An 18,291-nucleotide genomic window follows, 5' to 3' on the forward strand; every position below is an offset into this window, starting at 1 on the left:
TGCACAATGATTGGTCCGTTCCGTGGTGCGTGCAGGCGTAGACCCTGCCCAAACCCCGGCAGTACTGTGGCACTAAATCCACCCGGTACAGGCCAGAGCAGAGCCGGGTAACCCAGCTGATTCCAATGAGGGAGTAACCGTGACCGAGACCGCCACCCCAACTGTCAGTGCGGACCGCGAAAGCGAGCTGCTGTCCTCTGTGCCTACGGGGCTGCTCATCAACGGTGAATGGCGTCCTGCCGCGTCCGGCAAGACGTTCGACGTCGAGGATCCGTCCACGGGCAAGGTCCTGCTGAGCATTGCCGATGCCGGCCCCGAAGATGGTGCCGCTGCCCTGGATGCCGCCGCGGCCGCCCAGGAATCCTGGGCCCGGGTCCCTTCCCGCGAACGCGGTGAAATCCTGCGCCGGGCGTTCGAGATGATCACCGCCCGGGCCGAAGATTTCGCCCTGCTGATGACCCTGGAAATGGGCAAGCCGCTGGCCGAAGCCCGTGGCGAGGTGACCTACGGTGCCGAATTCCTCCGCTGGTTCTCCGAGGAGGCCGTGCGGGCCTTCGGCCGCTACTCGGTGTCCCCGGACGGCAAGTCCCGCCTCCTGGTCACCAAGAAGCCGGTGGGCCCGTGCCTTCTGATCACGCCGTGGAACTTCCCGCTGGCCATGGCTACCCGCAAGGTTGCCCCCGCCGTGGCTGCCGGCTGCACCATGGTGCTGAAGTCCGCGAACCTGACCCCGCTGACGTCGCAGCTCTTCGCTGCCGTGATGCAGGAGGCCGGGCTGCCCGCGGGCGTCCTGAACCTCATCCCCACATCCACCGCCGGTGCCACCACGGGCCCGCTGATCAAGGACACCCGGCTGCGGAAGCTCTCCTTCACCGGGTCCACCGAGGTGGGCCGCCGCCTGATCGCAGATGCTGCGGACACCGTGCTGCGCACCTCCATGGAACTGGGCGGCAACGCACCGTTTCTGGTGTTCGAGGACGCTGACCTTGACGCCGCCGTCTCCGGTGCCATGCTGGCCAAGCTGCGGAACATGGGTGAAGCCTGCACCGCGGCCAACCGGTTTATTGTCCACGAGTCCGTCGCCGCAGAATTCGCTGAGAAGTTCGCGGCGAAGATGAAGGACATGACCACCGCCCGCGGCACCGAGCCCGAATCCAAGGTGGGCCCGCTGATCGACGCCAAGAGCCGCAACAAGGTCCACGAACTGGTCAGCGACGCCGTGGCCAACGGCGCAGTCGCGGTAACCGGCGGCGGTCCCGTTGACGGTCCCGGCTACTTCTACCAGCCCACCGTCCTGTCCGGCGTCACAGAAGGCACCAGGATCCTGTCCGAGGAGATCTTCGGCCCCGTCGCTCCGGTCATCACGTTCAAGAACGAAGACGAGGCCGTACGCCTGGCAAATAACACCGAGTACGGCCTGGTGGCCTACGTCTTTACCAAGGACCTTAACCGCGGAATCCGGATGGGCGAACGCCTGGAGACCGGCATGCTGGGCCTGAACGCCGGCGTCATCTCCAACGCAGCCGCACCATTCGGCGGCGTCAAGCAGTCCGGACTGGGCCGCGAAGGCGGCCTCGAGGGCATCGAGGAATACCTCTACACCCAGTACTTCGGCATCGCGGACCCGTACGCCAGCTAGTTCAGCCGGCTGGTTGAGCCGGCTAGTTCAGTCGGCTAGTTCAGCCGGCTGGTTCAGCCGGTCATCCCTGACGCAGCCGCCGGAGGCCGTCGCGCATTCCTGACCAGGAACGTGCGGCGGCCTTCGCCGTTAACCTGGCAATGGCAGCGGTGGCGCGGGCTGGTGCTGCGGCGAACTGTCCCAGGCGTTCAAGGGTGGACGGCGGCGCCCACTCAGCGCGCAGCCGCGCCATCCTGCCGGCATTGCCCTGCAGCGCTGCCTGCACGGCCGCCACCTTTCCGGCGGCAGACCGCCCCGCAGGGGTACCCGGATCCGGCGGGCCGTAGGTGGCAGCCTCGTAGTCACGGGTGAGGTCCAGTACTGCCTGGTGGCCGGCGTCGTCCATTCCTCCGGCTTCGCCCAGCGCGCTTGAAGCCCGGAGCCGCGCCGAGTAGTTCCGGGGGGTTTCGCTGGGCTGTGGTGGCACGCCGTAATCGGTGCCGAGGTCTTCCAGTTCGGACCAGGCGGCGAGGGTGGCTGCCGCAGTGCCGCTGCGGCCGGCCCGCAGCCGCGATGACCGTGTTGCTCCCCGGATGGCGCGGGGCAGTGCGCCCAGCAGCAGCACGCCAAGAGTTCCGGCCAGCGCACCAAGCCAGAGCCGGGCGCCGCTGCCGGAACTGCCGTCCGTGCCGCTGCCAGGCTCACCGGGAAGCGGCGTGGCTGACGCGGTGGGGGTGGGGGTCGGGGCCGTGGGGACCGGGGCCACCAGGGCGTCGTCGTTCTCCAGGGACTGCGGTGACCCCGGTGCTGCCGAGCTGGACGTTGTGTAGGCGGGAACCACTCCACGGGACGGTGTGGGCTCGAACGGGACCCAGCCCAGGCCCTCGAAGTACAGTTCCGGCCAGGCATGCGCATCGCGGGCGTCCACCTCGTACTGGGAAACTCCCTCCAGCCCGGCCACAGTCATGGTTTCGCCGGTCAGCCTGCCCGGGGCATAGCCAACAGCGATGCGGCTGGGGATTCCCTGCACACGGGCCATCACGGCCATGGCGGAGGAGAAGTGGATGCAGTAACCGCTCTTTTGGGCCAGGAAGTCGGCGAGTACCGACAGGCCGTTGCCGTCGTAGCCGGCCTGCGCCGGTGTGTCCAGGGAGTAGGTGAAGTCGCCGGAGCGCAGGTAGCTCTGGATGGCCAGGGCCTTGGCAAAGGGATTGGACGTGGAGCCTGCGACGGTCTCTGCCGTGGTGCGCACGATCTCCGGCACCTCCGCGGGTACGGCCGTGAAGTCGTTGGGCATGTCCTGCGGAGCGGAGGTGGAACGGGCCAAGGCGTCGGCGGTCAGTTCCGGCATTGAAGACACCACCGTGTACTCCTGGCCGCGGGTGGTGGTGTCCGAGCTCCTGATGGCGAGGTTCAAGGGGTCCCAGCCCCATTGTCCGGTGAGGCCCTGCACGGATTCCGGGGCATACGGGACAGGCAGGTACGGGCTGGAGAAATTGCCTGGGTTGATCTCGGTGACGATGCGCTTGGGATTCTCCGGAACCTGGTTCCGTTGCCGGATCTGCGAGGTCCCCGCCTGGCGTCCGGCTGCGCGGTCGTCAGGGCCCCACGATTCGCCGGAGAAGTTATCAACTGTCACCGAACGCAGGTACGGCGCCGTTGATGCCGTGGTGCCGTAGGTGATGCGGCCGCTGCCGCTGGGTGCGCGGAGGCTGTTTCCGAGGGTGATCATCGGGTTCAGCCCGTTGCCCGTGCCCCAGGAACTCAGCCGCGAGCCCTGGGGAAACGTGCCGCGGTCAAACCCCGGGATGGCCAGCGGCAGCACCATCGTCGCTGCAAGTGCGGCCGCCCCGGTGAGCATTGCCCGCCGGGTCTGCCCCGGGTTCCTGATGGTTTCCCCGGCAACCCTGGTGCCGGTGTCGAACCACTGGCTGCAGGCCAGGATCACCAGGTACCCGGCGGTGGCCAGCACAAACGCAGGCCAGCCCACGCTTTGCGGCTTCAGCATGGCCGGCACCACCAGGATGGCAAGCACGGCTATGCCGCTGGTGGCCGGCATCCCCAAAGGAACGGCTAGGGCGTCAATGAGGATAACCAGGATCCCGACGGCCGCGCACGCCACCAGCACGATGCCGGCATTGGGTGCCACGGGGGTGCTTTCGGACAGGACTGTCTCCCCGGCACGCTGCAGGAAGCTGTCCAGTGCGGTCAGCGTCTGGCCGGTGGGCAGCACCCCTGCCACCGCGGTACCGCGGAAGAACGTCAGGGTCAGGATGCCAATGAGGGCAACGATTCCGCCGGCCGTGACCAGCAGGGCGCGGACCCGCAGGGAGCGGAGGACGGCCATGGCCGCGCTGACCACCACCACGGTGGTCAGCAGTGGCAGGTACCAGGCCCAGCCCCGCATAACGCCATTGAGGGAGACGGACGCCCCCGCGGTTGCCAGCGCGATGCCGGCTGCCATGATCCAGGGCTGGTAGCCCACACGGGCGCGGACCGGCGTGGATGCTTCGGCGGGTTCGGGTGTGGAAGGTTCCTGGTTCCGGGGACTTCGGGAACGTTCAGGGGCGAGGGTCATCTGGCTACCTCCGCGCCGCGGCGGACGTCCACGGCGGCCGGTGCCTGCGCACCTCCGGGGGCATCGGCGTCGAAATTGCTCCACGCTTCCTGGACGGACGTGGAGGGCGTTATGGCGGTAGCGTGCCATCCGCCCAGCCTGAGGATCTCCAGCGCGTCCTGGCATTCGGCAGGAGATTCGGTAACCAGCAGCGCGAAGGCGTTGGCTCCGTAGCCGGCGCCGGCTGCGAGGGAGCGTGCTTCGGCAGGGGAAATCCTGCCCAGCAACGCCACCAGGGGGCCGCGCATGCGGTGGGCTGACAGTTTGTCCATCAGTTCGTCAGTAAAGACGGCGGGACCGTGTTCCTGGCCTGCCGCTGCCTCACGCATCGCCGGCCGGTGGTGGCCGGTGAGGCCAATGGCAGCCAGGCTGTCGGCGATGCTCTGGAGTCCAGCCGTGCCGGAAAACTCCTCGGCCTCCGGTTCCGGCGCTGACGGGGAGCGGCGGAATGCGGCTTCGCCCACGGGATCCAGGCAGCGGAGGGAATAATTGCGTTCCATCAGGTGGGCGCTGATGGACATGGCTGCCACCACAGTCCATTCGAAACAGCGGTTGCTCAGGGGCTGGTCAGGTTCAGCCATACCCGGGGCCGGGGCTTCCGGGAACGCCATGTGCCGGTGATCCAGGATGATGGTGGCTTCGGGCGTGGTGACGGATTCCTCCTGGCGGACCATCAGCGTGCCGTGCCGCGCCGTTGCAGCCCAGTGGACTCGGCGCATGGGATCACCGTGGCGGTATTCGCGGGTCATAACATCGTCTTCGCTGGGGTTTGCGCGGGTCCTGGTTGCCGTCACGCCGTCATTGCCGCGGGCACCTGCCAGCCCGGTGGCCGGAAGTTCGACGGCGGCGGGCGTCACGGTGAGGGCGTCGCCGTCGTCAATGGTGTGGCGGTGCAGGGACATGCCAAAGGGGTCGGTGAACTCAGCAGTCACCGGGCCGATCACATATTGGCCCCGCCGGGCGGACCTCAGGTGGTATTCATAGCGGCTGGTCCCGCCGGACGCTGACCGGGCAGGAAAACGGAACACGGGCGACTGACCGAAGCGATGCGGCAGCCGTTCCTCCATCAGGGTGTGCCCGGAACCGCTGCCGGATTTGGCCACCGCGAGCCTGACGGTGGTGGTGGCCCCGGTTTCCACGGACTGCGGCGTGAATTCCCGGTAGACCGTGAAGGAGGGCTTCAGCAGCCTGACACCGGCCAGTGAAACAATTGGCAGCACCAGGAGGAGTACCGCCAGCGTCAGCAGGTCCCGGCGGCCCATAACGCCCGCGGCAAGCAGGCAAACGGCGCTGGCCAGCAGCAGGCCCCAACCGCGTTTGGTGAAAAAGTGGTGCCGCATGGTTGCGGGCCTAGTGATCCGGTGTGCCGCGGCCCGGCGCGGAATCCGTACCACCGGGTCCATGGACTGCGGCCTGGTCCACCGGCAGCCTGGCGATGATGTCGCGGATCACGCCCGAAGGTGTTTCGCCTGCGCTCGCGGCCTTGCGGTCAAGGATGATGCGGTGTGCCAGCACGGACTCGGCCACCGAGACGACGTCGTCCGGGAGCACAAAATTGCGGCCATCCAATGCTGCTGTGGCCTTGGCCGCCCGCAGCAGCTGCAGCAGGGAACGCGGTGATGCGCCCAGCCGGAGCAGCGGCGACGAGCGGGTTGCCCGGCCCAAGGCGACTGTGTATTCCTTGATGGCCTGCGAAACGTAGACGCTTTGGACGGCGGCGATCATGGAGGCCACATCCGCTGCGCTGGCTACCGGGCGGATTCCCGCCAACGGCGAGCTTGACTGGTGCGTTTCCAGCATTTCGATTTCTGCACCGGCGTCCGGGTATCCCATGGAGATCCTGGCCATAAAGCGGTCGCGTTGCGCTTCCGGCAGGGGATAGGTGCCTTCCATCTCGATGGGGTTTTGGGTGGCTACCACCATAAAGGGCTCGTCCAGCCTGAAGGACCGGCCGTCCACCGTGACCTGGTGCTCCTCCATGCACTCCAGCAGGGACGACTGGGTTTTTGCCGACGCCCTGTTGATTTCGTCGCCGATGACAATGTTGGCGAAGACAGCGCCGGGACGGAACTCAAAGGCCCGCGAGGACTGGTTGTAAATGGAAACGCCCGTGACGTCCGAGGGCAGCAGGTCCGGGGTGAACTGGATCCGGCTGACGGAACAATCGATGGTGCGCGCGAGGGTCTTGGCCAGCAGGGTCTTTCCGACTCCGGGCACGTCTTCCACCAGGAGGTGGCCCTGTGCCAGGAGGACAGTGAGCGCCAGCCGGGCGGCATCGGCCTTGCCATCGATCACGGTGTTGATGGCCGTGAGGATCCGCTGGGTGGCGGCATGGAACGATTCGGGGTCCATTGCCGGGGCCGGTGCCTGCGCCATGGTGTGGGCGGAGCGGGCATGCCCGGGGGCCTGCGGGGTGCGTGCCCCGTGGCCATTCTGGCGCGCGCGCTCTTGCTCCGGGGAAGCTTCTTCGACAGTGATTCCTTGATGGGAGTCCATCCGTAACCTTTCATCCCTGCAAGCGCCTGGGACGCGGCCTAAAAGCCAGCCGATGCCCATCGGTGAGCACACGCCATTCCTACTACCAGACTACTAACACAACTGCCTGGGCTGACAGGTAGTTCCGGTAGTTTTGATGCCATGTGCGATTCCAACGTTCCCGCCCCGTACCGTCCGGCGCTGGAGGCCGACGCTGCAGGCGGGCCTTCGAAAAAGGGCTACCCGCCTGCCCCCGAGCCGTTGCCGGTGCCCGTGATGGACAATCACACCCACCTCGATTTCGGCACACCCCAGGAAGGGCGCGGACATTTCACCGTTGCGGTCAGAGAGGCGATGGATGCCGCGGCCGCCGTGGGAGTCCAGGGCGCAGTGCAGGTGGGCTGTGACCTGGAATCGTCCCGGTTCACCGTGAAGGCCGTGGACCAGGATCCGCGCCTGCTCGGAGCGGTGGCCATCCATCCCAACGATGCGCCGGAGTACGCGGCGCGCGGGGAACTGGAGTCTGCGCTCACCGAGATCGAGGACCTCGCGCGGCACCCGAGGATCAGGGCAATCGGCGAAACCGGACTGGATTTCTTCAGGACCACGGGGGAGGCGCTCGCGGACCAGCGCTATTCCTTCCGCAGGCACATCGACATCGCCAAGCGGCTGGGCCTGACCCTGCAGATCCACGACCGGGACGCCCACGACGATGTGGTCCAGGTGCTGAAGGAGGAGGGCGCACCGGAACGGGTGGTGTTCCACTGCTTCTCTGGCGATGAAGCACTCGCCCGCACATGCAACGAGGAAGGATGGTTTATGTCCTTCGCCGGCACGCTGACCTTCCGCAACGCCGCCAACCTGCGTGCCGCCGTCGGGATCGCTGACCCTGGCCTCCTGCTGGTGGAAACAGACGCGCCCTTCCTGACCCCGCATCCGTTCCGCGGCCGCCCCAATGCCAGTTACCTGGTCCCTTACACCGTCCGTGCCATGGCTGAATTGACAGGAATCGAGCTCTCCACGCTGTGCGCCGGAATCAGCGAAAATACCGTGCGGGCGTACGGATCCTGGGATTAGCTACGGCCGTCGCAACCCTGCCGTTATAAATACCCGGTATGGCCGATTCTTGGCCGCTTTATAACGCTTCGGTTACAGTGGGTAACTATTAGCCGGGGTCGGGGAAGGCCTTCGGATAATTTCACTCCACCCGCGGCCCGTGAAAACGGGCTCCATTGACTCTGCGCTTTTGGATTCTGCCGGGTGTGGTGTGGCGGCGCACTGGTGCCCCGGACATCCCTCAACGGGGCAGTGCGCCGGGAAGCCTTGCGCGTTTCCCCGTGCCCGGATGGTCCTAGAGTTACGGACAATCGTGGTCAAGCTTTTCACATCGGACGGTAAGTTCAGCGCCCTCAAAGTAGGTACCCAGCTGGTAGTGCTCCTGGGCCTTGTCCTGGGCCTGGTGGCCTTCGTTGGCAACAACAAGACGGTCACGCTGAACGTCGACGGCAAGGTCAGTTCCATCCAGACCTTCGGCGGCACTGTTGGCCAGGTGGTCCAGAGCGCCGACGTCGAACTGCAGCCCGCAGACCGGGTATCCCCGGCCGCCGATGTGTCCGTGCAGAACGGACAGGTCATCAACGTCAACCTGGCCAAGGTGGTGACCGTCAACCTGGACGGTTCCAAGCGCACCGTCAACACCACGTCCCCGGACGTTGGCGGCCTGGTCTCCGAACTTGGCGTGGCCAGCAGCTCCGAGGTTTCCGTGCCCGCGGAATCCCAGCTCACCGTCCAGGGCTCCTTCGTGTCCATCTCCACACCGAAGAACATCACCCTGGTTGCTGACGGCGCATCGAACGCCATCACCACCACCTCCTCGTCGGTAGGCGACGTCCTGGACGACGCCGGAATCGTCCTGGGTGCCAACGACCGCGCCTCGCAGCCGGCCAACGCACCCGTGGTCAACAACATGGTGGTCAAGGTCTCCCGCGTGGACACCAGCCAGAGCGCAGCCACCACCGAGGACATCCCCTTCGAGACCCTCAAGACCGATGATCCCGAGCTCCTGGTAGGCGAGGAAAAGGTCACCCAGGAAGGCGCCGCCGGCAAGGTGGACAAGAAGTTCAGCCTGGTCCTGGTTGATGGCCGCGAAGCCTCCCGCACCCTGGTTTCAGAGACGGTCACGCTGGAACCGGTCACCAAGAAGATCTCCGTGGGTACCAAGCCCAAGCCCAAGCCCGCTGCAGCGAAGCCCGCCGCAGGTACCAACACCGGCGCAGCCGCTCCCGCCATGATGAATGAGGCCATGTGGGACGCCATCGCCATGTGTGAGTCCACGGGCAACTGGTCCATCAACACCGGAAATGGCTACTACGGTGGCCTGCAGTTCGACATCCAGACCTGGCTCGGTGCCGGTGGCGGCGCCTACGCCCCCAACGCCAGCCTGGCCACCAAGGCCCAGCAGATCGACATCGCCAACCGCGTCTACGCCCAGCGTGGACTGCAGCCCTGGGGCTGCGGATGGGCAGCCGGCGGCTAAGCCTGACCCCCCATACCTGGCGCAACAGGCCGGATCCCGACCACGGATCCGGCCTGTTGCTTTTAACTGTTTTTTAGCAGCCGTTTTTAGTTGTTCTTAACAGCGGAGTCAGACCCGGGCGGGCGGACTGCCACCGGATCCGGCACTGCAGGCGGGATAGGATACCTAAGTGACTGAACCGATCCCCGCCGCGCCCGCGCCCCTCTTTGGCGCTACCGATATTCGACGGCTCGCGGAGGAAATCGGCATCCGGCCCACCAAGACGCTGGGCCAGAACTTCGTTATTGACGGAAACACCATCCGCCGGATTGTGGCGGCCGCAAACATCGGCCGTGAAGAAACCGTGCTGGAAGTGGGCCCCGGACTTGGCTCCCTGACCCTGGGCCTGCTGGATGCTGCCCGCGAAGTGGTGGCCGTCGAGATCGACCCCGTGCTGGCAGCCAAGCTTCCAGCCACCGTGCAGAAGTGGCGGCCGGACGCGGCAGAGCGCTTCCATCTGGTGCAGTCGGACGCCATGCGCGTTACCGAACTGCCCGTGCAGCCCACCGCGCTCGTTGCCAACCTTCCCTACAACGTGGCCGTTCCCGTAGTCCTTCACCTGCTCCAGCATTTTCCGGGCCTGCAGCACGGCCTGGTGATGGTCCAGGACGAGGTGGCGGACCGCCTGGCTGCGGGGCCCGGGTCCAAGACCTACGGGGTCCCGTCCGTGAAGGCGGCCTGGTACAGCTCCATGCGCAAGGCCGGTGTTATTGGCATGAACGTGTTCTGGCCGGCCCCGAAGATCCATTCCGGGCTGGTGGCATTCACCCGCCGCGAACCCCCGGTCACCTCCGCTTCCCGCGAAGAAGTCTTCGCCGTCATCGATGCAGCCTTTGCCCAGCGCCGTAAGACGCTCCGGGCCGCCCTTGCCGGATGGGCCGGCGGCGCCGCGGAGGCGGAACGCTGCCTCGTGGCCGCGGGTGTGGACCCGACGGCCCGCGGTGAGGTGATCGACGTCGCCGCGTTCGCCCGGATTGCCGAAGCACGCAGGAACGCCCCGGCCCAGGCAGCGGACGAGCCCAAGGCAGAAACAGGATCCGACGCCGGAACGGACGCCGGGTGAATGCCCTGCGGGGCAGCTTCGCCCCGAGGACGGTCCGGGTCAAGGCCCCCGGCAAGATCAACGTTTCGCTCGATGTTGGGCCCCTGCGGCCTGACGGCTACCACTCCGTGGCCAGTGTGTACCTGGCGGTCTCGCTGTATGAGGAAGTGGCGGCCACCAGCACACCAACACCCGGCATCACCGTGAGCATCAGCCCCGCCAGCACCCTTGACCTGGACGGCGTGGACATTCCGCTCGATTCAAGCAACCTTGCCTACCGGGCGGCAGCGATCATGGCGGACGTCTCCGAAAACGCCACCGGCGTCCACCTCGAGATCACCAAACGGGTCCCTGTAGCCGGCGGCATGGGGGGCGGCTCGGCAGATGCAGCGGCCACCCTGCTCGCCTGCGACGCACTGTGGAACAGCGGCCTGTCCAAGGATGAGCTTGCCCAGCTGGCCGCCGAACTGGGAGCGGACGTGCCGTTCGCGCTCCTGGGCGGGACCGCCGTCGGGCTTGGCGTGGGCGATGACCTGTCCCCGGCACTGGCGCGCGCCCAGACCAACTGGGTTCTGGTGGCAGCAGACTATGGCCTCTCCACGCCGTCGGTGTTCAAGACCCTGGACCGCTTGCGGGACGCCGAGGGCCTGGGCATCGAGGAGCCCATGGCCGTGGACCCGCAGGTCCTCCAGGCGCTGCGGGACGGCGATCCCGAACGGCTTGGCACGGTCCTGGTGAACGACCTCCAGCGGGCTGCGATCGAACTGGCGCCGGACCTGCGCAACACCCTGGGCCTGGGCGAAGCGCACGGCGCCGTGGCCGGAATGGTTTCCGGTTCCGGGCCCACTGTCGCGTTCCTGGCCACCCACCCTGCGGCGGCCGACGCCCTGGCCGAAGACCTCGCCCATTACGGCCTGACCGCCATGGCAGTGCACGGACCGGTTCCCGGCGCCCGGATCATCTCCGATACCCTGCTGTAACAGCACACCACACCACCCAAGATTCATAGATTTCCTGATACACAGCAGAAAGCAGTTCCCTTGGCACACCTTCTTGGCGGCGAAAACCTGACGGTTTCCTACGCGACCCGCACCGTCCTTGACGGCGTCACCCTCGGCCTCGAGGAAGGGGACCGCGTGGGAATGGTGGGCCGCAACGGTGACGGCAAGTCCACCCTCATGCGGCTGCTGTCCCAGCGGGCAACGCCGGATTCCGGCCGCGTGACCAAGCGCGGGGACGTCAATGTTGCGTACCTGGACCAGAGCGACGTGCTCGACGGCGATCTCACGGTGGGTGCCGCGATCGTCGGGGACCAGGCGGATTACGAATGGGCCAGGAACCCGCAGATCCGCGAGGTTATGGGCGGCCTGGTGTCCGACGTCGACTGGCACGCCAATGTGCACGCCCTCTCCGGCGGCCAGAAGCGCCGCGTGGCCCTGGCCAAGCTGCTCATTGGCGACCACGACGTCATCATGCTGGACGAACCCACCAACCACCTCGACGTCGAAGGGGTTGCCTGGCTTGCCAAGCACCTGAAGACGCGCTGGCGGGCCAACCAGGGCGCGTTCCTGGTAGTCACCCACGACCGCTGGTTCCTGGACGAAGTGTGCACCCGCACCTGGGAAGTCCATGACGGGATTGTGGACCCGTTCGACGGCGGTTACGCCGCCTACGTGCTGGCCCGCGCCGAACGGGACAGGATGGCCAGCGTCGTCGAGTCCAAGCGCCAGCAGCTGGTCAAGAAGGAGCTCGCCTGGCTGCGCCGCGGAGCACCCGCCCGCACCGCCAAGCCGAAGTTCCGCATTGAAGCGGCCAATGAGCTCATCGCGGACGTCCCCGAACCGCGCGACTCCATGGCGCTGAGCAAAATGGCCACCGCCCGGCTGGGCAAGGACGTGCTGGACCTGGAGAACGTCAGCCTGGACCTGCGCGGCGGCGACGGCGCCAAGCTCTTCGACAACATCACCCTGCGGCTGGCTCCGGGGGAGCGGCTGGGCCTGGTGGGCGTCAACGGCGCAGGCAAGACCACCCTGCTGAAGCTCCTCAACGGTGAAGTCACCCCCACCTCCGGCAAGGTCAAGCGCGGCAAGACAGTGGTCACCGCCGTGCTCACCCAGGAAGTCAAGGAGCTCGACGACGTCGCGGACCTCCGCGTGATCGAGGTCATCGAGCGCGAGAAGCGTTCCTTCAACGTGGGCGGCAAGGAATTCACGGCCGGCCAGCTGGTGGAGCAGCTCGGCTTCACCAACCAGAAGCAGTGGACGCCGGTCAAGGACCTCTCAGGCGGTGAACGCCGCCGGCTGCAGCTCCTGCGTCTCCTGGTGGGCGAACCGAACGTGCTGATGCTCGACGAACCCACCAACGACCTCGACACCGACACCCTTGCCGCCGTCGAGGACGTCCTGGATGGCTGGCCTGGCACCCTGGTGGTGGTCAGCCACGACCGCTACCTGCTCGAACGCGTCACCGACCATCAGATGGCGCTCCTGGGCGACGGCAAGATCCGCGGATTGCCCGGCGGCGTGGACCAGTACCTGGAACTCCGCGAATCCGCGCTGGCCGGTTCCACGGTGGCCGGCGGCGGCAACCCTGTCATAGGCTCCAGCGGCAGCACCGCAGCCCCCACCTCAGGCGCCTCGGAAGCAGAGAAGCGGGATGCCCGCAAGGCCAAGAACCGCATCGAACGCCAGCTGGGCAAGCTCGAGCAGCAGGAAAAGAAGCTCCACGACCAAATGGTCCAAAGCACCAACGCCTCCGACTTCGACGCCCTGGCCGAACAAAACAAGAAGCTCAAGGACCTGGCAGGCGAACGCGAAGCCCTGGAACTGGAATGGCTGGAGGCCCTGGAAGTCCTGGGCGAGTAAGGAGCAGAATTACCCGTCCAGCAGCTCCGGGTCCTTCTTCAGACCGGTGAGTCCGTTCCAGGCGAGGTTGACCAGGTGCGCGGCGACGGTGTGTTTGTCCGGCTGGCGGGCGTCCTGCCACCATTGGCCGGTCATGGCCACCATGCCCACCAGCATCTGCGCGTACATGGCGCCGTCCTGTGCGCTGAAGCCGCGGCGGGCGAATTCGTCGGACAGGATGTGTTCCACCCTGGCGGTGACGTTGGAGAGCAGGGTGGAGAAGGCGCCTTCGGGCTGGGATGGGGGAGCGTCGCGCATGAGGATGCGGAAGCCGTCCGTGCGCTCTTCGATGTAGCCAAGGAGGGCCAGGGCCGCCCGTTCCACGAGGACGCGGGGTTTGGCGTCGGCCGTCAGGGCGCTGGTGATGGAGTCCAGCAGAATGGTGAATTCGTGGTCCACAACCTGCGTGTACAGCCCTTCCTTGGAACCGAAGTGCTCGTAGATCACCGGTTTGGAGACTCCTGCGGCGGCGGCAATTTCCTCAATGGTGGTGCCGTCCAGGCCTTTTGCGGCAAAGAGCCCGCGGCCGACGTCCACCAGTTGGGTCCGGCGCTGGGGCCCGGTCATCCGGATGCGGGCACCTTCCCTCCTGCGGGACGCCCGTACAGGCGGGGGCGTCTGCCGGGGTGTTTCAGCCATTATTCGCACCGTTCGCTCACTTCCAGCCACCCTGCCATCATCCCGCACAAACCGGCGGGGCGCCGTTCTGTGTCGCGGGCACTCCCGGGGGCATGGCAAAATAGGTACTTGTGCCCGGCGCATCCGCGTTCCGGGCACGGTCCGCTCTGGTGTAATGGCAGCACCCCGGCCTTTGGAGCCGTGGAGTATAGGTTCGAATCCTATGGGCGGAACTGGCGTGAGGTACGTCCAGTAGGATGGACCCGGCGCCGTTTGCGGCCTGTGTCCGCCGGACGGCGGCGTTTCCAGCGCCAGTGCAACCGAGCAAGGAGAGCCTGTACGTGAGCCTCGAGTCCACCGGCCCAGCCGCCGTCATTGTTCTAGCGGCAGGCGCCGGTACCCGGATGAAATCCCGTACTCCCAAGATCCTGCACCAGATTGGCGGCCGTTCGCTGGTGGGCCACGCGCTCGCCGCAGCCCGCAGCCTGGAGCCTAAGAACCTTGCCCTGGTGGTCCGCCATGAGCGCGACCTCGTGGCAGAGCACCTGCGCGGCCTTGACGCCGAGGCCCTCATTGTTGACCAGGACGAGGTTCCCGGCACAGGCCGCGCCGTTGAGGTGGCCCTGGAAGCACTCGACGCCGCCACTGCGGCAGGTGCCCCGGGTGCCGGCGGGCAGCTGGCCGGTACCGTTGTGGTCACCTATGGCGACGTGCCGCTGCTGACCGGATCACTGCTGCAGGAACTCGTTGCCGAGCATGAATCCAGCAACAACGCAGTCACCGTCCTCACCGCCCTCCTGGATGACGCTACCGGGTACGGCCGGATCCTCCGGGCGGAGGACGGCACCGTCACCGGAATCCGTGAACACAAGGACGCCACGGAGGAAGAGCGGGCCATCCGTGAGGTCAACTCCGGAATCTATGCCTTTGATGCCGCAGTGCTGCGCGAAGCACTCACCAAGGTCACCACGGACAACGTCCAGGGCGAGAAGTACCTGACGGACGTCCTGGGCCTTGCCCGCGAAGCCGGTGGCCGGGTGGCCGCCGTCGTCACGGAGGACCGCTGGCAGGTGGAAGGCGCCAACGACCGCGTGCAGCTCTCCGCGCTTGGCGCCGAACACAACCGCCGCACGGTGGAGGCCTGGATGCGCGCCGGCGTCACGGTGGTGGATCCCGCCACCACCTGGATCGACTCCACCGTCACGCTTGACGAGGACGTCCGGATCCTGCCCAACACACAGCTGCACGGCTCCACCACTGTGGCGCGAGACGCCGTCGTGGGTCCTGACACCACGTTGACTGACGTGCAGATCGGAACCGGGGCCAAGGTGACCCGCACCCATGGTTCCGGTGCCGTGATCGGTGACCGTGCCGCCGTCGGGCCCTACACGTATCTGCGCCCGGGCACTGTGCTGGGGGAGACCGGCAAGATCGGTGCGTTCTATGAAACCAAGAACGTCACGATCGGCCGCGGCTCCAAGCTGTCCCACCTTGGCTACGCCGGTGACGCCGAGATCGGCGAGGACACCAACATCGGCTGCGGCAACATCACTGCCAACTACGACGGCGAGAAGAAGCACCGCACGGTGATCGGCTCCGGAGTCCGCACCGGCTCCAACACTGTGTTCGTGGCGCCCGTCACCGTGGGCGACGGCGCGTACAGCGGCGCCGGCACCGTGATCCGCAAGGACGTGCCCGCCGGAGCCCTCGCACTGTCCCTCGCAGCGCAGCGCAACGCGGAAGGCTGGGTGGTGGCAAACCGCCCCGGCAGCCGTTCCGCCGAACTGGCTGAAGCAGCCTCCCAGGATTCCTCCATTACCCAGGCATCTACAGAACAGGGCAAGTGACAATGAGTGAAATTACGGCGCGCGGCGAAAAGCGGCTGGTGCTTGCGGCCGGACGCGCACATCCGGAACTTGCACGGGAGATCGCCAAGGAGCTGGACACCGAACTGCTCCCGGTGGACGCCTACGACTTCGCCAACGGCGAGATCTACGTCCGCGCCGGTGAAAGCGTCCGCGGAACGGATGCCTTTGTGATCCAGGCACACCCGGCACCGCTGAACAACCACCTCATGGAACAGCTGATCATGATCGATTCGCTCAAGAGGGCTTCGGCCAAGCGGATCACCGTGGTTTCGCCGTTCTACCCCTACGCCCGCCAGGACAAAAAGGGCCGCGGCCGCGAACCCATCTCCGCCCGCCTGGTTGCTGACCTCTACAAGACTGCCGGTGCCGACCGCATCATGAGCGTGGACCTGCACACCTCGCAGATCCAGGGCTTCTTCGACGGCCCCGTGGACCACCTGATGGCCATCCCGTTGCTGGCCGATTACATCCGGACCCGCGTCGATGCCGAGAACATCACGGTTGTTTCGCCGGACACCGGACGTGTCCGCGTGGCAGAGCAGTGGGCCGAACGCCTCGGTGGCGCACCGCTGGCCTTCGTCCACAAGAGCCGGGACCTCACCGTTCCCAACCAGGCCGTCTCCAAGACCGTTGTTGGCCAGATCGAAGGCCGCACCTGCGTCCTGATCGACGACATGATCGACACCGGCGGAACCATCTCCGGTGCCGTCCAGGTGCTGAAGAACGCCGGTGCCAAGGACGTCATTATCGCCGCGACGCACGCCGTGTTCTCCGATCCCGCGGCCCGGCGCCTGGCGGAATCCGGTGCCCGCGAAGTGGTGGTCACCAACACGCTGCCCATCACCCCGGAGAAGCACTTCCCGCAGCTGACGGTGCTGTCCATCGCACCGCTGATCGCCCGCGCCATCCTGGAAGTGTTCGACGACGGTTCGGTCACCAGCCTGTTCGACGGCAACGCCTAGCACCCGCTGTTCAGCCCCGTTGTGCCCATAACAGGGTGCGGGCCGGTTTCAACAACCGGCCCGCACCCTGTTATGGTTTAACCCGAAACCTTGGCGAGGGAGAGCATCCCGGGCAACCGGCGTGCATGTCTCCGTTATCGACTGGGTCTGAATCTCCTTCTGGTAGGGCCCATCCGGCCCGGCGTTGAAGGTCGTCCCAGACCTCCGCCCTTGCCGGCCCACCAAAGAAGCACTCAAGGAGAGTTATGTCTGAGCAGAAGCTTGCCGCAGAAACCCGTTCCGAATTCGGCAAGGGCTTCGCCCGCCGCGCCCGTGCCGCCGGCCGCATCCCCGCAGTCATCTACGGCCACGGCGAAGAGCCCATCCACATCACGCTGCCGGCCAAGGCCACCACGCTGGCCGTGCGTGTTGCCAACGCCCTGCTGTCCCTGGACATCAATGGTGAAGAGCACCTGGCCCTGGTCAAGGACATCCAGCGCGATCCGATCAAGCAGATCATCGAGCACATCGACCTCCTGACCGTCCGCAAGGGCGAGAAGGTCACCGTTGACATCAACGTGCACGTGGCCGGCGAAGTTGCCCCGGGCAACACCTACAACCTGGAGCTCACCACGATCTCCGTTGAGGCCGAGGCAACCCACCTGCCCACCGCCATCGAGGTCAACATCGAAGGCCGTTCCGCCGGCGAGCACATCCACGCCTCTGACCTGGAACTGCCCAAGGGCACCACGCTGCTGACCGACGCTGACGCCCTGGTGGTCAACATCTCCGAGGCACACGTGGCCGAAGAGGAAGAGTCCGCAGAAGCTGAAGCTGCCCCCGAGGCCGCTGCTGCCGAGTAGTCTTTTGACTCTCTAGCTTTTCAACAATGGCCGGGTCCCCTGCGGGCCCGGCCATTGCTGTGTGCTCTCCACCACCTGCTCTCCACCACCGGTCCCACCATCTTTGACTCTTAGGATTGATCCATGACTGACACCTGGCTGATTGTGGGACTCGGCAACCCCGGGCCGGAATACAGCGGCAACCGGCACAACGTAGGCCAGATGGTGCTTGATGAGCTGGCTTCCCGGGTTGGCGGCAGCTTCAAGAGCCACAAGACCAGGGCCCAGGTTCTGGAAGGCCGGCTGGGAATCGGCGGGCCGCGGGTGGTGCTGGCCAAGCCCATGACCTATATGAATGTTTCCGGCGGGCCGGTGGCCGGGTTGGCGCGTTTCTATGACATCGCGCCGGAGCACGTGGTGGCTGTCCACGACGAAATCGACATCCCCTTCAACACGGTCAAGGTGAAGATCGGCGGGGGAGAAGGCGGCCACAACGGGCTGCGGGACATCTCCAAGGCACTGGCCACCAAAGACTATTTCCGGGTGCGCGTGGGCGTAGGACGCCCGCCGGGCCGGATGGAAACAGCCGATTACGTGCTCCGCGATTTTGGCTCGCAGGAGAAGAAGGAACTGCCGTTCCTGCTGGATGAGGCCGCCGACGCCGTCGAGCTGCTGCTTCGCGAAGGCCTGCTTGCCGCCCAGCAGAAGTTCCATCCGGCCAAAGTGTGACGCCGGACGCCTGTTTCCCCCCTTGCAGTTCGGGGGTACTCTACTCCTAGGCGCAGGGGGGAA

14 protein-coding genes and 1 tRNA gene are annotated in these 18,291 nt (G+C 66.3%); 11 read left to right on the forward strand and 4 right to left on the reverse strand.

All coding sequences use genetic code 11. The features are described 5' to 3' along the window. The first annotated feature begins 139 nt into the window (after positions 1 to 139). On the forward strand, positions 140 to 1,639 hold the full coding sequence (locus tag ACPJW8_RS05370; RefSeq protein WP_330186785.1) for an NAD-dependent succinate-semialdehyde dehydrogenase: 1,500 nt from the start codon (positions 140 to 142) through the stop codon (positions 1,637 to 1,639). 61 nt (positions 1,640 to 1,700) lie between these two features. Here ACPJW8_RS05370 and ACPJW8_RS05375 read toward each other — a convergent pair whose 3' ends face one another. Genes ACPJW8_RS05375 through ACPJW8_RS05385 form a run of 3 tightly spaced genes read right to left on the reverse strand, consistent with a single transcriptional unit; the run spans position 1,701 to position 6,731 of the window. Continuing rightward, positions 1,701 to 4,196, reverse strand: a complete 2,496-nt coding sequence (locus ACPJW8_RS05375; RefSeq protein WP_330186786.1) for a DUF3488 and transglutaminase-like domain-containing protein — start codon at positions 4,194 to 4,196, stop codon at positions 1,701 to 1,703. Continuing rightward, positions 4,193 to 5,575 (reverse strand): DUF58 domain-containing protein, encoded by a 1,383-nt coding sequence (locus tag ACPJW8_RS05380; RefSeq protein WP_330186787.1) that lies wholly within the window; start codon positions 5,573 to 5,575, stop codon positions 4,193 to 4,195. The genes ACPJW8_RS05375 and ACPJW8_RS05380 overlap by 4 nt, the downstream gene beginning before the upstream one ends. A gap of 10 nt (positions 5,576 to 5,585) precedes the next feature. Then, the gene (locus tag ACPJW8_RS05385; RefSeq protein ID WP_330186788.1) at positions 5,586 to 6,731 is read right to left on the reverse strand and encodes a MoxR family ATPase; all 1,146 of its coding nucleotides are present in this window, start codon (positions 6,729 to 6,731) and stop codon (positions 5,586 to 5,588) included. A 141-nt stretch (positions 6,732 to 6,872) separates the two neighbouring features. On the opposite strand from ACPJW8_RS05385, the gene ACPJW8_RS05390 reads away from it, so the two are divergent. The 5 genes from ACPJW8_RS05390 to ACPJW8_RS05410 all read left to right on the forward strand — a co-directional run bounded on the left by ACPJW8_RS05390 (position 6,873) and on the right by ACPJW8_RS05410 (position 13,191). Next, entirely contained in the window at positions 6,873 to 7,787 is a 915-nt protein-coding gene (locus ACPJW8_RS05390) for a TatD family hydrolase (protein ID WP_330186789.1), read from the forward strand. A 292-nt stretch (positions 7,788 to 8,079) separates the two neighbouring features. Next, positions 8,080 to 9,246, forward strand: a complete 1,167-nt coding sequence (locus ACPJW8_RS05395) for a ubiquitin-like domain-containing protein (protein ID WP_330186790.1) — start codon at positions 8,080 to 8,082, stop codon at positions 9,244 to 9,246. Between the two features lie 169 nt (positions 9,247 to 9,415). Beyond that, the gene (gene rsmA, locus ACPJW8_RS05400; protein WP_330186791.1) at positions 9,416 to 10,348 is read left to right on the forward strand and encodes a 16S rRNA (adenine(1518)-N(6)/adenine(1519)-N(6))-dimethyltransferase RsmA; all 933 of its coding nucleotides are present in this window, start codon (positions 9,416 to 9,418) and stop codon (positions 10,346 to 10,348) included. Further along, complete coding sequence (locus tag ACPJW8_RS05405) at positions 10,345 to 11,307, forward strand: 4-(cytidine 5'-diphospho)-2-C-methyl-D-erythritol kinase (protein ID WP_330186792.1); 963 nt, start codon at positions 10,345 to 10,347, stop codon at positions 11,305 to 11,307. Before rsmA ends, ACPJW8_RS05405 begins: the two co-directional genes overlap by 4 nt. A gap of 60 nt (positions 11,308 to 11,367) precedes the next feature. Next, the gene (locus ACPJW8_RS05410) at positions 11,368 to 13,191 is read left to right on the forward strand and encodes an ABC-F family ATP-binding cassette domain-containing protein (RefSeq protein ID WP_330186793.1); all 1,824 of its coding nucleotides are present in this window, start codon (positions 11,368 to 11,370) and stop codon (positions 13,189 to 13,191) included. Positions 13,192 to 13,200: 9 nt separating this feature from the next. On the opposite strand, the gene ACPJW8_RS05415 is transcribed toward ACPJW8_RS05410, so the two are convergent. Next, entirely contained in the window at positions 13,201 to 13,797 is a 597-nt protein-coding gene (locus ACPJW8_RS05415) for a TetR/AcrR family transcriptional regulator (protein WP_330187024.1), read from the reverse strand. A 212-nt stretch (positions 13,798 to 14,009) separates the two neighbouring features. Between ACPJW8_RS05415 and ACPJW8_RS05420 the strand changes: the two genes are divergently transcribed. The 5 genes from ACPJW8_RS05420 (at position 14,010) to pth (ending at position 18,228) form a co-directional block, all read left to right on the forward strand. Further along, a tRNA-Gln gene (locus ACPJW8_RS05420) sits at positions 14,010 to 14,081 on the forward strand. Between the two features lie 171 nt (positions 14,082 to 14,252). After that, entirely contained in the window at positions 14,253 to 15,695 is a 1,443-nt protein-coding gene (glmU, locus tag ACPJW8_RS05425) for a bifunctional UDP-N-acetylglucosamine diphosphorylase/glucosamine-1-phosphate N-acetyltransferase GlmU (RefSeq protein WP_425256460.1), read from the forward strand. A gap of 2 nt (positions 15,696 to 15,697) precedes the next feature. After that, the gene (locus tag ACPJW8_RS05430) at positions 15,698 to 16,678 is read left to right on the forward strand and encodes a ribose-phosphate diphosphokinase (protein WP_330186795.1); all 981 of its coding nucleotides are present in this window, start codon (positions 15,698 to 15,700) and stop codon (positions 16,676 to 16,678) included. 245 nt (positions 16,679 to 16,923) lie between these two features. Continuing rightward, positions 16,924 to 17,520, forward strand: coding sequence for a 50S ribosomal protein L25/general stress protein Ctc (locus ACPJW8_RS05435; RefSeq protein WP_330186796.1), 597 nt, complete (start codon positions 16,924 to 16,926; stop codon positions 17,518 to 17,520). Positions 17,521 to 17,643: 123 nt separating this feature from the next. After that, positions 17,644 to 18,228 carry an aminoacyl-tRNA hydrolase gene (pth, locus tag ACPJW8_RS05440; RefSeq protein WP_330186797.1) on the forward strand — a complete coding sequence of 195 codons (585 nt, stop codon included), beginning with the start codon at positions 17,644 to 17,646 and terminating at the stop codon, positions 18,226 to 18,228. The last annotated feature ends 63 nt before the right edge of the window (positions 18,229 to 18,291 follow it).

The sequence above is a fragment of the Pseudarthrobacter sp. J47 genome (assembly GCF_049810315.1).
In the GTDB taxonomy this organism is placed as follows: domain Bacteria; phylum Actinomycetota; class Actinomycetes; order Actinomycetales; family Micrococcaceae; genus Arthrobacter.